Origin of the sequence: Longimicrobium sp. (assembly GCA_036377595.1) — a bacterium.
In the GTDB taxonomy this organism is placed as follows: domain Bacteria; phylum Gemmatimonadota; class Gemmatimonadetes; order Longimicrobiales; family Longimicrobiaceae; genus Longimicrobium.
Window position 1 is genome coordinate 1 of record DASUYB010000115.1, and the last position, 13414, is coordinate 13414.

Genomic DNA, 13414 nt, shown 5'->3' on the forward strand with positions numbered 1-13414 from the left:
CCTGTGTAAGCACTTGCCTCGATTCAGACCCCGCCGGACGCGTTGTACACGCGTCCGACGGGGTCTTGTTGTATCTTGTTGCTGTTCAACCTCTTATGGCCAACGTGTAAAACGGTGCTGTCGAACGCCTGCTGCGTGAGACAAATCTTTTGGAGGATCTATCTCGTGTGGCCGACCATCGCGCCGTCGACCTGGGCGAAGGGGGTGCCCCGGCATTCGTCGTCGTGGAACAGCTCACCCTTCTCGGTCACCGCGACCACGGGGAGCGACGGGTGCGCCTCGTCGGGCTTCAGCACGAAGCAGAAGCGGTTCGGGTCATAGTCCACCGCGAAGGAGGCGATGAAGATGTGGTATTCGTCGGGGACCTCGTCGGCCGGCAGCTCGCCCATCCAGCGCTCGCCGGAGCCGAACGTGCGGTCCGGGTGCCGCGCCTTCCACCGCACCGCGTGCCGGTAGACGCCGCTGGCCACGCGCAGCGCACCCGCCTCCGGCGTCTCGCCCGCGGGAAGGGGCGGGCGGGGGCAGCCGGTCTCGCGGAACACCCTCCCCTCCTCGTTCATGCTGAACGTCTCCACGTTCATGTCGTTCCCCGACATGGCGTCCAGGCAGAAGCCGTCGCCGTCCATGCTGCGCATCAGCAGCAGGCGGTAGGCGCCGCGGTCGGGCATCTGGAACCCCGCCGGCAGCACGTCCTCGACGTTGATCGAGTATTCGCCGTGCCGCGCATAGTACGATTTCTCCAGCTGGATCACGCCGCGCATGGCGTCGGCGGCCCGGTCGGCCTTGGCGGTCTTCTGCGCGCCGTAGTAGGCGTCCAGGAACTTCGGCAGGCCGCCGCTCACGAACCCGAAGGTGATGGGAAAGAGCAGCAGCACCCACGGGCGCTTGATCTTCAGGTGCGGCTGGGGCGTTCCGCACTGCGGGCAGGCGATGGTGCCGCGGGGGAGCTTCGTGCGGCAGGACTTGCAGGTGGGCATGGTCGCATCCTGGGAAGAGCAGGGGGAAACGCGATCCAACGGCTCCCAGTCTACGGAGATCGAATCACCCCGGAATCACCTCGATCGAAGACAACGGAAGATTCTCACGCGGAGGCGCGGAGACGCGGAGAACTCGATCGGTCCTCCGCGTCTCCGTGTCTCCGCGTGAGATTTTTTCCGGAGGATTCAGATCGCCGTGTCGCCCGATGATGTCGCGGGCGCCTCGTGGAAGAGCTCCACCGCCTTCCCCATGCATGCCGAGCCGATGTACAGCGCGCCGCCGTCGTCGACGCTGCGCTCCGGGCCCTCCACCGTGCTGAGAGGCCGCGCGGCGAGACACGTCCGCCCTTCGGCGTTGCGGAAGTACTCCAGCCGGTAGTCGGCGGCCGCGGCATCGGCCGCCAGCCCGGTGCCGAGATCCCCCAGCGTCGCGGGAAGCTCTCCGCCGTGCGCCGCGCGGTACCCGGCCATCCCTCGATAGCCCTGCTCCAGGAGGCCGCGCGCCTGCTCGCCCCGGTCGGTGGAGGGATCGTCGTACGTGAGCCCGGGCGCCGGCGCGCCCGTGCACCCGGCGTCGTGGTAGATGCGCCCCTCCGCGTCCATGCTCAGAGGCGGCACATCGCGGCCGGCGGAGCGCTTCGGCACCGCCTCCAGGCACAGGTCGCGGTCGCTGGCGGCCGACACCTCCACGTCGTAGTAGACCGTGCGCTGCGCCTGCCATCCCAGCGGCTCCAGCTCCGACAGGCTGCGGGCGTAGACATCGTGCTCGCTGCGGTATTCCTGCTGCAGCGTGTAGGCCTGCTTCAGCAGCGCCTCGCCCTCCAGCTCCTTCGCGCGGTTGACCGCCTTCGAGAACTGCGGGATGGCGAGCGCCGCCACCACTCCCAGCACCACCACCACGAAGAAGCCGCCGGCCACGAGCGCCAGCACCAGCACCGCCGTCCTGTTTCCCCCTCCGCCCGCCGCGGGCGCGCCCGGCCCGCCGCCTTGCGGGATGGCGTTGCGGCGGATGGGGAAGCCGCACTGGGGGCACACCGCCGCGCGCTCGGAGACGGGCGCGCCGCAGTCGGGACAGGTGTGGGTCATGGAGACGGGTCCTTCGGGAGAGATGCCGCTCAGGGCGCCAGCACGTTCAGCGGATAGACCGGGATGTTGCGCAGCACGGTGAAGAGGACGAACACCCAGAAGATGGCCTGCGTCACCTTCCCCGACAGCCGCACGACCGGAAGCACGTGGCGTCCGGCGCGCGCCCGCAGCACCTGCGCGGCGGTCGCGTAGCCGATCAGGGGAAGGGAGAGGACGTACAGCGCGTTGTAGTCCAGCGCCTGCAGGATGCGTCCGTGCAGCAGCGCGTGCGTGGCCCGCAGCACGCCGCACCCCGGGCAGTAGATCCCCGTCAGCACGTACAGCAGGCAGCGGGGATAGAAGCCGACCTGCAGGGGATTGTAGAGGTACAGCACGACGAGACCCGCGGCGGCCGCCGTCGCCCCCAGGGCGACGGCGGCCCCGCGCAGCGCGGGCGAAAGAGCCGGGGCCTTCCGCAGCGCGGTGCTCATCAGGCCTGCTGCTGCACGGCGCTCATGATCATCCCCATGAAGCCGAACACCATGCTGACCACCAGCCACACCAGGCCGATCACCAGCGCGATGATCGACCACTGCTTGGCGTTCTTCGACGCCTGCCACGCGCCGGCAATGTCGCCCGCGTCGCGCTTGCTGTTCACCTGGGTGGAGAAGAACAGCCCCACGGCGCCGATCGGGATGCAGCAGGTCAGGCAGGTGACGATCGTGGCGATGATCGACAGCACCAGGTGGTTGGGGATCTCCTGCCCCCCGCCCGGCTGCGCGCCGTAGCCCCCCGGGCCGCCCGGACCGCCCGGACCGCCCGGACCATACCCGCCGCCGCCGGGCCCGCCCGTCCCCGTGTAGCCGCCGCCACCGGTGTAGCCGCCCTGCGTCTGGCCGTACGCCGGCCCGCCCGCCTGGGCGCCGCCCGCGTAGCCTCCGCCGGCCGGGCCGGTGGAGCCGTAGCCGCCGCCCGCGGGCGCCTCGCCGCCGGTCGATCCCGTCCCGCCGGTGTAGCCGCCGGTCGTGCCGCCGCCGGTGTAGCCGCCCGTCGACCCGGTCGACCCGCCGGGGGAGCCGCCGGTCGATCCCGGCGTGTACCCGCCCGACGGGGGAGGCGTGTACCCGCCCGACGGAGGAGGCGTGTAGCCGCCGGCGCTCCCGCCGGTGGAGCCGCCCGTGGTCCCGCCCGGCGTGTAGGTGCCGCCGGTGCCGCCCGCCGTGCTGCCGGACGTGCCGGAGGTCGTGCCCGCGTCCGAGGCGCCGGTGGAGCCGGTGGACGCGCCCGCGTTGCCGGCCTGCCGCGCCGGGTTGGGGCGGCCGCAGTTGGGGCAGTAGGGCGAGTCGTCGGAGTACTGGTTGCCGCAGTCGGGGCAGGCGATGAGGGCCATTGGGTGCTCCTGTGGGAGGACGGGCGCCGCCGCGTGCGGCGCGCGATCTCGGTGGACGGTGCGGACCTGCGAAGGGTGCGGTGCGCCGGGACGCGCTGGGCGGGTTTCCGGGCCGGCAGACGGCTCAAGTTGCCCCGATCCGCGCCGTTTCGCAAGGTGAACACGCGTAGTGGCGGAGCGCCTCCGCCGCGCTTCCAACCGCAAGCGGACGCTCCGCTTGCAGCGCATCCGTACGTCCCCGCCGCCCGAGGGGTTTCGGGAGATCGGGAAGCCGGCTCGCCAGGCGATGCAGCCCGGGAAGTCCGCGATGGCCGACTTCGGACCGTCGTCGCCGCGGATTCATCCGCCCCGTCGAGGGTGAGACGCGATCTATGCCGTCGCCGTCTCCGCGGGGCGGGGAACCGCGCGCGCGGCGGGGACGGGGTGCGCGTCCAGCCCCTGCTCCAGCATGCGGCAGATCTTCCGCAGGCCGCGCAGGTAGCTCCAGTGCTCGACCTCGAGGTAGTGGCGGGTGGATTCCTTGTAGCGGATGCCGTGGCCGGGATCCGCGTCCGGCCCGCGCTTCAGCTCGCGGAAGCGCGCCGCCGCGGGCGTCTCCCGCCGCGCCGCGTCCAGGAACAGCGCGATGGCGCGCGTCTGCCACTGCACCAGCCCGAACTGGCCGCTGTCCGGCTGGATCAGCCCCGCGACGAAGATCGTGTCCAGCTCCGGGTGGAAGACGTTGCGGAACAGCCGCGGCCGCCCGTCGCGCCAGCTCAGCCACGCGCGGTCGATGAACGGGAACTCGATGTTGTAGCCCGTGGCGAAGACGATCAGGTCGATCTCCTCCCTCGACCCGTCCGCGAACTCCACCGCGCGCCCGCTTAGCCGCGCGAGGTCGGGCTTCGGCGTCACGTCGCCGTGCTTCACGTAGTACGGCAGCAGCGAGTTGACGATGGGGTGCGTCTCGAACAGCCGGTGGTCGGGCCGCGGCAGCCCCGTCTTCTCCTGCGGCCCCACGATGAAGCGCACCGACAGGCCGGCGACCATCCGCCGCAGCCAGAGCGGCGCGCCCAGGCGCAGCATCACGTCGCCCACCTGGTCGGCCGGCTTTCCCAGCAGGTACTTGGGCATGTACCAGTAGCCGCGCCGCGTGCTGTGGAACGCCCGGTCCGCGTGCTGCGCCGCCTCCACCGCGATGTCGCACCCGCTGTTGCCGCCGCCGACCACGAGGACGCGCTTCCCCGCGAACACCTCGGGCGTGCGGTAGTGCGCCGAGTGCATGGTCTCGCCCGTGAACTCGCCCGGATACGCGGGGACCCTGGGCGACCAGTTGTGCCCGTTGGCGATCACCACCGCGCCGTAGCGCCGCGTCTCGCCGTGCGTCGTCACCTCCCACGCGCGCCCGCCGCCGGCCGGCTCGATGCGCTCCACCGGCGTGCGGTACTCGATGCGCCGATCCACCTCGAAGCGCTCCGCGTACGCGCGCAGGTACGCCAGCACCTGCGAGTGGTGCGGATAGTCGGGGAACGCCGCGGGCATGGGAAAGTCGGGGAACTGCGTGAACGGCTTGGACGAGATCATGTGCGTGGACCGGTACACGCGCGCGAACGGCTTGCCGTAGTTCCAGTTGCCGCCCAGGTCGTCCTCGCGCTCCAGCACGTCGGCCGCGAAGCCGCGCTCGGCCAGGTTCTTCGCGGCCGCCAGCCCGGAGCTTCCCGCGCCCACCACGCACACGCGATCGGACCGGTCAATGAGCTGCATTCGGGGGATGGGGATCTGGAGGGAGATGGAGATCGTGGCGCCGCAAGGAGTTTCGCGCCGCGGACGAAGCCGCGTCAAGCACGATGGATCGCGTCCCCGCGGACGATGCGGGGCGACGGTTAAACCCTCCGTCGTCGCCCGCCATCCAACTTCGCGAGCCAACCGTCCGGGCGCGCATCATCGCCCGGTCACCCATCCTCCCCCCGACCTTCGAGATCGAACGATGATCCGCCTCTTCGGCATAGCAGGCACCGCCGCGGCCCTCGCCGGGCTGCTTCCGCATCCGCACCAGGCCGCGGCCGGCGCCGCGGAGCCCGTCACCCCCGCCCCCGCCGCCGCGCCGCAGCAGGACTTCCACTGGCGCGGCCGTATCGCGCAGGGCGAGCAGATCCAGGTCCTGAACATCATCGGCGACATCCGCGCCGAGCCCACCGACGGCGACGAGGTGACCGTCACCGGCGTGCGCAGCGGCCGCGGCGCCGAGCGCATCCGCGTCGAGGTGGTGCGGCGCGCGTCGGGCACCGTCATCTGCGCCATCTACCCGGGCGACGGCGGCAGCCGCTGGCGCGACGACGACGATGACGACGACCGCGGCGAGCCGCGCGACGCCTGCAACTCGCGCCGCCGCGTGACCATCGACGACGACGACGGCCGGGTGAACTTCACGGTCCGCGTCCCCGCCGGCGTGCGGCTGGCGGCGCGGACGGTGTCGGGCAACGTGGAGGCGCGGCGCCTGCGCGGACCCGTCGACGCCCGCAGCGTGAGCGGCGACGTGCGCGTGGCCACGGCGGGTCCCGTGGAGGCCTCCAGCGTCAGCGGCGACGTCTTCGCCGAGCTGGGGCGGATGGGCGATCGCGACCTGGAGTTCCGCTCCGTCAGCGGCAGCGTGACGCTCGAGGTGCCCGCCGGCATCGACGCCGACTTCGAGGCGGGAACGCTGTCGGGGAGCATCGAGTCCGACTTCCCCGTCCAGCTCGCCCGCCGCGAAGGGCGCGGCCGCTACAACATCCGCGTGGGGCAGCAGGCACGCGCCCGGCTCGGCCGCGGCGGCCCCACCCTGCACGTCACCACCGTCAGCGGCGACGTCACCCTGCGCCGCGCGCGGTAGAAGAAAAAGCTTTGCCTCACGCAGAGCAGCAGAGGCAGCAGAGAACCGATCGGTTTCCTCTGCTGCCTCTGCTCCTCTGCGCCTGCGTGAGCCATTCTTTTCATGGATCTATCTGCCGCCCGTTGACCCGCCTCGTGCGCTGGTACATCTTCCCGGGGCCATCTCCCCCATCTCCGGACCCGACACCCTCCCGAGGCCCCGATGAAGCCCGTCCTTCGCGCGCTGGCGCTGGCCGGCGCCGCGCTGGCGCCCCTCCCGCTGACCGCGCAGCAGTGGGACGCCGCGGTCGCCGCCGCCGCCCAGCGCGTGGCGCCGCAGATGGTCGCCGTGCGCCACGACCTGCATCAGCACCCCGAGCTCTCCAACCGCGAGTTCCGCACCTCGCACCTCGTCGCCCAGCACCTGCGCTCGCTGGGCTTCGAGGTCGACACCGGCGTGGCGCACACCGGCGTGGTCGGGATCCTCCGCGGCGGGCGCCCGGGGCCGGTGGTGGCCGTGCGCGCGGACATGGATGCGCTGCCGGTGAAGGAAGACACGCCCTATCCGTGGAAGTCCACCGCCACCGGCGAGTACATGGGGAAGACGGTGGACGTGAGCCACGCCTGCGGGCACGACATCCACACCGCGGTGCAGATGGGCGTGGCCAGCGTGCTGGCGGGGATGAAGGAGCGCATCCCCGGCACCGTCGTCTTCCTCTTCCAGCCCGCCGAGGAAGGCGCGCCTCCGGGCGAGGAGGGTGGCGCGAAGCTGATGATGCGCGAGGGCGTGTTCAACCGCTGGCATCCCACCGCCGTCTTCGGCCTGCACACCTTCGCGCAGATGCAGACGGGGAACGTCGGCTGGACGCTGGGCCCGGCGATGGCGGCGTCGGACCGCTTCACCATCACCATCCACGGGCGGCAGGCGCACGGCGCGTCGCCGCAGCTGGCCATCGACCCGGTGGTGATGGCGTCGCAGGCCATCCTGGCGCTGCAGACCATCCGCTCGCGCAACCTGTCGCCCTTCGAGCCCAGCGTGCTGACGGTGGGGATGGTGCGCGCCGGCGAGCGCTTCAACATCATCCCCGCCGACGTGATGATGATGGGTACGGTGCGGACGTTCGACCCCAAGGTGCAGGACGAGATCGAGCGGCGGATGCGCGAGATCCTGGACGGCGTCACCAGGGCCGGCGGCGGCACGTACGAGATGGAGTACCAGCGCACCACGCCGGTGACGGTCAACAACCGCGAGCTCTCCGACCGCATGCGGCCCACGATGGTGCGGCTGATGGGCGCGCAGAACGTGCTCGACATCCCGCCCACCACCGGCGCCGAGGACTTCGCCTACTTCTCCAACGCGGTGCCGGGCTTCTTCTACCGCCTGGGCACGGTCAAGCCGGGCACCACCTCGGGCGATCACCACACGCCCACCTTCCAGGCCGACGACGACTCCATCCCCATCGGCATCCGCGTGATGTCGACGCTCCTCCTCGACTACCTCACCAGCGGCGGCGTCCGCACGGCGTCTCGCTGACGGTCGTGGGGTGGTGAAGAACAGCGGCGTGCAGAGATCTCTCTCCGCACGCCGACTTGTTTTGTTGCGTAGATTCGCGCCGCGATCCAACCCGACGTCATCCTGAGGCCGGTCACACCGCCATCAGCGTCCGCACCGAAGGTCGCAGGCCGAAGGATCTATCGCCGCGTCCGCACGATCGCCCGGGTGACGCGTCAATGCCGCGGATGCCGCACGAGGTAGTCGACCAGCACGGCGCCCGCGGTGCTCGTCGCCAAGCCCACGATGGCCCCGGTCTCGAGAGCCGCGTCGCTCTCCTTGTCGGCGACGAGGATGGGGAGGGCGCCGACGGCCGCCCCGCCCAGCGTCGCAAGGAAGCCGCCCTTGCTGTCGTGCCGCAGCCCGCCCAGGTGCGCGCCCAGCGCGGCGCCGAGCGACATTCCGGCGTATGCGCCCAGGTACTCGGCGTTGTCGGGGCCGCCGCCGCACGTCGGCCCCTCGTCGCTGCAGTCCAGCCCCGCGAAGCTCGCGCCGTATCCCACCGCCGCGCCCGCGAACGCCGCCGCCGCCGAGAAGGGGATGGAGAAGTACAGGCGCGGCTTGCTGGGCTCCACCTGCGCCGCCAGCGCCGCGTTCGGGTCCGGCGCCGCGGCGGGAACGAGCACCGGCCCGCGCAGCCGCGCCGCGGCGAGGGTGTGCCGCGCCGGCCCCGCCGCCGTCTGCGCGCGCGCCGGGATCGCCGCGCACGCGAGCGCCGCGGCGGTCGAGAGAAGGATGGGGATTCGGGTCTGCATGGGAGATCAGGGAAATCGGGATGTGTCTACGATGCTGCGTCACTTCATCTCTCCATCGATCATCATCTCCAAACGGTAAAGGATCGTGTTGCGGAGACGCAGGCCCGCGATCTCCGCGTCTCCGCGTGAGGCCGTCTCAGTTCTCGCCCTCGTCCGCAGGCTCCAGCCCCTCGATGCGATGCTGCCAGCGCTCGCCCTCGGGCACGCCGCCGGGGCGGTAGAGGATCACGCGCACGCGCTCCAGCGTCACCAGCCCGCCGCCGATCATCGCGTCCAACTCGGGGAGGAGCTCCTGGATCTTCTCCTCCGTCTCCACCACCTCGACGACGATGGGGAGGTCGAGCGAGAGCTCCAGCACGCGCGCCGTGTGCACCCGCGCGCTCGCGCCGAAGCCCGCCAGCCCGCGGAGGACGGTGGCGCCCGCGCAGCCGCGCTCGCGGAGCATCCGCACCAGCGCGTCGTGCAGCGGCTTGCCGCGGTACGGGCCAGACTCGCAGCGGTCGCTCTCGCCTATGAAGATGCGCATCAGCGTGCGCTCGCCCCGGAAGCTGTGCATCGGCCGCCTCACATCCTGGGGCGGAACGCCGCGCCGGCGGCCGCCAGCCCGGCCAGCACCGCCAGCACGCCCAGCGCCATGCTCCCCAGCGCGTAGACCGCCCCGCGCCCCCACTCGCCCGCCTGCAGCAGCGTCACCGTCTCCAGGCTGAACGTGCTGAAGGTGGTGAACGCGCCGCAGAACCCGATCGTGACCATCCCCCGCACCTCGGGCGAGATCGGCATCGTCTCCGCCGCGCGCATGGCGAACCCCAGCACGAACGAGCCGGCCAGGTTGATGGCCAGCGTGGCCCACGGGAAGTCCGTCCCCGCCCAGGTGGGGATCCACTTGCCCAGGCCGTAGCGTGCCAGCGTGCCGGCCACGCCGCCGGCGGCAAGGTAGAGGAGGAGCAGCGTCGCGCTCGATGGTCGGGGTGAATGGATCGAAACGGATGGGAATCAGGATCGGCGCGCGGGTCTGCGGGCGCAAGCGGCTTACAACCATCCGCCGGGGCCGGGCATCACACGTGAGTGGGCGCGCGGGGGCGCGCTCCGTCCGCAGCGAACCGGAGGGTACGACATGCGCCGCATCTCCTTCTGTCTGATCGCACTCCTGCTCTTCTCCGCCCAGGTGGCGAGCGCGCAGCGCTGCCGCAGCACCGCGCGCGGCCGCGTGGTCATCTGCGAGGACCACGACCGCGACCGTGATCGCGACCACTACCGGCGGCGGCACTGGGATCGCGGCCCCATCGAGTTCGGCATCCGCGGCGGCGCCGACTTCCGCGACGACCAGGGGAGCGTGGGCACGCAGATCCGCATCCCCGTGATCCGCCAGTTCCAGGTGACGCCCAGCTTCGACGTGTTCTTCGGCGACAACGAGGGCGCGGCCGAGTGGCAGGCCAACATCGACGGGCTGATCAAGCTCGACGAGCTCGGCGGGCTGTACGGCGGCGGCGGCGCGGCCTTCCTGCGCCGCGACTTCGACGGCGACCTGGAGAACGAGACCAAGGCCGGCTTCAACCTGCTGGCGGGGATCGACGGCGGGCGAATCAGCGGCTCGGCGCTCCGCCCGTTCGCCGAGGCGCGCTGGACCTTCACCGGAGATTTCCAGGCCTTCCGCCTGGTCGGCGGCTTCAACGTCCCCGTCTCCGGCTTCGGCAGATGGTGACCGGCTGACCGGCCGCTCGACACGAAGGGCGCTCTCCGCGGAGGGCGCCCTTTCGCTGTCGTGGTCCGTTGCCGGGTCAGGGTTTCCGGTCGTATTCCTCCGGTTCTGCTGCCGGGACCTGGGCCAGCGCTGCATCGTACTTCGCCCGGCTTCCGCGGCGGGCACGCTCGCGCAGATAATCCTCTGTCATCAGCGCCGCCATCTTCTCCGCGACGGCCGTCGCGATGAACTGGTTGATCGAGATACCTTCCTGTGCGGCGAGCTCGCGCACCCGGCGGTGCAGCGACTCCGGCAGTCGCAAGCTGAGCGTGCTCATCGGTAGACTCCTATGCGCTTGAGGAACTCGCCCGGCGTGATCGCTTCGACCCCGAACCGTTCGCAGCCGGCGAAGTCCCGCTCGTTGTACGTGACGATGAAGCCGCAGCGTGCCTTCACTGCAAGTTCTAGAACCATGTCGTCCTTGGAATCCTTCAACACCGGCCGCCAGAGAAAGAAGATCTCGTGCTGCCGGGCCACGGTGCAGTGATAGTCCAGGACGTCTTTGATCACCTCGGGAGGAACGGTACTAACAATATTGGGTCGGAGCAGCACGTCCTCGTATTCCATTAGAAGAGGGATGGAGACGTTGATTCCGAACTGGCCGGTCCCGACCAGCCTCAGGACGTCGAATGCCGCGCCAAGCTGCGAACGGAGCCCGGCGACAAGAACGTTCGTATCGAGCACCACCTCAGGCGCAGCCATTGTGATATCATACGTGATACCGCCACGTGACTCAAGGCTTGGCAGATCGGGATAATATCTCAGGTCGCAATGTGCGGCGTCGGATGGGCCATCCCTCGATTCACCACTGGGGCCAAGCTCCGCGTCGCTTGTACGTGCGCGCCCTCGTCGCGAGATTGCGACTTGGCAGCCTTCCTCCGGCGACGCACCATCCAGCCGAGCGATGCCTTGACTCCCCTCCCGCTGATCCGCGACGGCGTCGTGCGCGCCGCCTGCCCGCACGACTGCCCCGACACCTGCGCGATGCTCGTCCACGTGAAGGACGGCCGCGCCGTGCGCGTGCAGGGCAACCCCGCGCACCCGGTCACGCAGGGCTTCCTCTGCACCAAGGTCAACCGCTACGTCGAGCGCACCTACCACGCCGACCGCGTCACCATCCCCCTGCGTCGCGTGGGCGCCAAGGGCGAGGGGCGCTTCGAGCCGGCCACGTGGGACGAGGCGCTGGCCGACATCGCGCGGCGGCTGAACGAGATCCGCGAGGGCCCGCACGGTCCGCAGTCCATCCTCCCCTACTCGTACGCGGGGACGATGGGGCTGGTGCAGGGGAGTTCGATGGACCGGCGCTTCTTCCACCGCATCGGCGCGTCGCTGCTGGCGCGCACCATCTGCTCCGCCGCGGGAAGCGAGGGGTGGAAGGCCACCTACGGCGACCGCATGGGCCCCTCGCCCGAGGAGGCCGAGCATGCGCGCCTGGTGCTGCTGTGGGGGACGAACACGCTGACCTCCAATCCCCACCTCTGGCCCGCGCTCCGCCGCGCCCGCGAGCGCGGCGCGCGGATCATCGCCATCGACCCCATCCGCACGCGCACCGCCGCGCAGTGCGACCGCTGGCTCGCCATCCGCCCCGGCACCGACGCCGCGCTGGCCCTGGCGATGATGCACGTCGCCTTCCGCGACGGCCACGCGGACCTGGAGTACCTGGCGGCGCACGCCGTCGGCTGGGAGGCGCTGCGCGACCGGGTGCTGGCCGAGTGGTCCCCCGCGCGCGCGGCGGAGACGGTCGGCCTGGCGGAGGCGGAGATCGAGACGCTGGCGGCCGAGTACGCGACGGTGCGGCCGGCGTTCATCCGCCTCAACTACGGCCTGCAGCGCCACGCGGGCGGGGGGATGGCGGTGCGCACCATCTCCCTCCTCCCCGCCGTCACCGGCGCGTGGCGCGACCTGGGCGGCGGGGCCACGCTCTCCGTCGGCGGCGCGTTCAAGGCGAACGTGGCCGCGCTGGAGAAGCCGGAGTGGGTGCCGCCCGGCACGCGCACCATCAACATGGTCCGGCTGGGCGACGCGCTCACGCTGCCGGACGCGGGCGTCGGCGGACCGCCGGTGAAGGCGCTGGTCGTCTACAACTCCAACCCCGGCGCCGTCGCGCCCGACCTGCGCACGGTGCGCGAGGGGCTCCGGCGCGAGGACCTGTTTACCGTCGTCCTCGAGCACTTCCGCACCGACACGGCCGACTACGCGGACTGGGTGCTCCCCGCGACCACGCAGCTCGAGCACTGGGACGTGCACACGTCGTACGGCCACCTGTACGTCACCCTCAACCGCCCGGCGATCGAGCCGGTCGGCGAGAGCCTGCCGAACTCCGAGATCTTCCGGCGCCTTGCCGCGCGGATGGGGCTGGACGATCCCGCGTTCCGCGACTCGGACCTCGACCTGGTCTGCCAGGCGCTCGATACCCCGCACCCGTGGATGCGCGGCATCACCTTCGAGCGGCTGCTGGAAGAGGGCTACGCACGGGTGAACGTTCCCCGCGACTGGCGTCCGTACGCCGATCCGCGTCCCAACACGCTCACTGGAAAAATTCAGATCTTCGCGCCGGAGCTCGAGCGGCTCGGTCTCGATCCCCTGCCGACGTACATCCCGCCGGCGGAGAGCGCGGATGCCGCGCCGGAGCGTGCCGCGGCGTTCCCGCTGACGCTCCTCTCCCCGCCCGAGCATTCGTTCATGAACTCCACCTTCGTGAACGTGCCGGCGCTCTCACGTGCGGCGGGAGACGCGAAGCTCCTGCTGCACCCCAACGAAGCGGCGGTCCGCGGCATCCGCGAGGGCGACCGCGTGCGCACCTTCAACGACCGCGGCGACTTCTTCGCCCGCGCGGTGGTGACGGAGGACGTGCGGCCGGGGATCGCCGTCAGTTACGGCGTGCGCTGGGCCAGCCGCTCCGAGTGCGGCCGCACGGTGAACGACACCACCGCGCAGCGCCTGACCGACGTCGGTGGCGGCGCCACCTTCTACGACAACGCGGTCGAGGTCGAAGCGGTCGCCGTCAACTGATCACGGCAGATCTCACGCGGAGACGCGGAGCCGTGGAGGAAGCTGATCTCCTCCGCGGCTCCGCGTCTCCGCGTGAAACATCTTTTTTGGGGA

The 13414-nt window shown here is 71.2% G+C and carries 14 protein-coding genes; 4 read left to right on the top strand and 10 right to left on the bottom strand.

Annotated elements, in window-relative coordinates; all coding sequences use genetic code 11:
- Positions 1 to 158: 158 nt before the first annotated feature.
- The 5 genes from VF092_20600 to VF092_20620 form a co-directional block, all read right to left on the bottom strand.
- Complete coding sequence (locus VF092_20600) at positions 159 to 977, bottom strand: hypothetical protein (GenBank protein ID HEX6749704.1); 819 nt, start codon at positions 975 to 977, stop codon at positions 159 to 161.
- Between the two features lie 186 nt (positions 978 to 1163).
- Positions 1164 to 2063: a zinc ribbon domain-containing protein gene (locus VF092_20605; protein HEX6749705.1), complete on the bottom strand. Its 900-nt coding sequence runs from the start codon at positions 2061 to 2063 to the stop codon at positions 1164 to 1166.
- 29 nt (positions 2064 to 2092) lie between these two features.
- A complete protein-coding gene (locus tag VF092_20610; protein ID HEX6749706.1) occupies positions 2093 to 2533 on the bottom strand; it encodes a DUF2752 domain-containing protein in 441 nt (146 codons plus the stop codon).
- A complete protein-coding gene (locus VF092_20615; protein HEX6749707.1) occupies positions 2533 to 3432 on the bottom strand; it encodes a CD225/dispanin family protein in 900 nt (299 codons plus the stop codon). Before VF092_20615 ends, VF092_20610 begins: the two co-directional genes overlap by 1 nt.
- A 369-nt stretch (positions 3433 to 3801) precedes the next feature.
- A complete protein-coding gene (locus VF092_20620; protein HEX6749708.1) occupies positions 3802 to 5175 on the bottom strand; it encodes an NAD(P)-binding domain-containing protein in 1374 nt (457 codons plus the stop codon).
- 223 nt (positions 5176 to 5398) lie between these two features.
- Between VF092_20620 and VF092_20625 the strand changes: the two genes are divergently transcribed.
- Positions 5399 to 6283, top strand: coding sequence for a hypothetical protein (locus tag VF092_20625; protein ID HEX6749709.1), 885 nt, complete (start codon positions 5399 to 5401; stop codon positions 6281 to 6283).
- Between the two features lie 201 nt (positions 6284 to 6484).
- Complete coding sequence (locus tag VF092_20630; protein ID HEX6749710.1) at positions 6485 to 7795, top strand: amidohydrolase; 1311 nt, start codon at positions 6485 to 6487, stop codon at positions 7793 to 7795.
- Positions 7796 to 7989: 194 nt separating this feature from the next.
- Here the strand turns inward: VF092_20630 and VF092_20635 are convergent, their stop codons facing one another.
- The 3 genes from VF092_20635 to crcB all read right to left on the bottom strand — a co-directional run bounded on the left by VF092_20635 (position 7990) and on the right by crcB (position 9546).
- Positions 7990 to 8568: a hypothetical protein gene (locus VF092_20635; protein ID HEX6749711.1), complete on the bottom strand. Its 579-nt coding sequence runs from the start codon at positions 8566 to 8568 to the stop codon at positions 7990 to 7992.
- A gap of 136 nt (positions 8569 to 8704) precedes the next feature.
- Positions 8705 to 9124, bottom strand: a complete 420-nt coding sequence (locus VF092_20640) for a DUF190 domain-containing protein (protein HEX6749712.1) — start codon at positions 9122 to 9124, stop codon at positions 8705 to 8707.
- Positions 9125 to 9132: 8 nt separating this feature from the next.
- On the bottom strand, positions 9133 to 9546 hold the full coding sequence (gene crcB / locus VF092_20645) for a fluoride efflux transporter CrcB (GenBank protein ID HEX6749713.1): 414 nt from the start codon (positions 9544 to 9546) through the stop codon (positions 9133 to 9135).
- A 136-nt stretch (positions 9547 to 9682) separates the two neighbouring features.
- Here crcB and VF092_20650 point away from each other — a divergent pair, with 136 nt between their 5' ends.
- The gene (locus VF092_20650; protein HEX6749714.1) at positions 9683 to 10270 is read left to right on the top strand and encodes a hypothetical protein; all 588 of its coding nucleotides are present in this window, start codon (positions 9683 to 9685) and stop codon (positions 10268 to 10270) included.
- A 76-nt stretch (positions 10271 to 10346) separates the two neighbouring features.
- Here the strand turns inward: VF092_20650 and VF092_20655 are convergent, their stop codons facing one another.
- Together VF092_20655 and VF092_20660 are read right to left on the bottom strand one after the other, a co-directional pair.
- Positions 10347 to 10586: a toxin-antitoxin system HicB family antitoxin gene (locus tag VF092_20655; protein ID HEX6749715.1), complete on the bottom strand. Its 240-nt coding sequence runs from the start codon at positions 10584 to 10586 to the stop codon at positions 10347 to 10349.
- Positions 10583 to 11011 carry a putative toxin-antitoxin system toxin component, PIN family gene (locus VF092_20660; protein HEX6749716.1) on the bottom strand — a complete coding sequence of 143 codons (429 nt, stop codon included), beginning with the start codon at positions 11009 to 11011 and terminating at the stop codon, positions 10583 to 10585. The genes VF092_20655 and VF092_20660 overlap by 4 nt, the downstream gene beginning before the upstream one ends.
- A 207-nt stretch (positions 11012 to 11218) precedes the next feature.
- Here VF092_20660 and VF092_20665 point away from each other — a divergent pair, with 207 nt between their 5' ends.
- Positions 11219 to 13321, top strand: a complete 2103-nt coding sequence (locus VF092_20665; protein HEX6749717.1) for a molybdopterin oxidoreductase family protein — start codon at positions 11219 to 11221, stop codon at positions 13319 to 13321.
- Positions 13322 to 13414 lie beyond the last annotated feature (93 nt).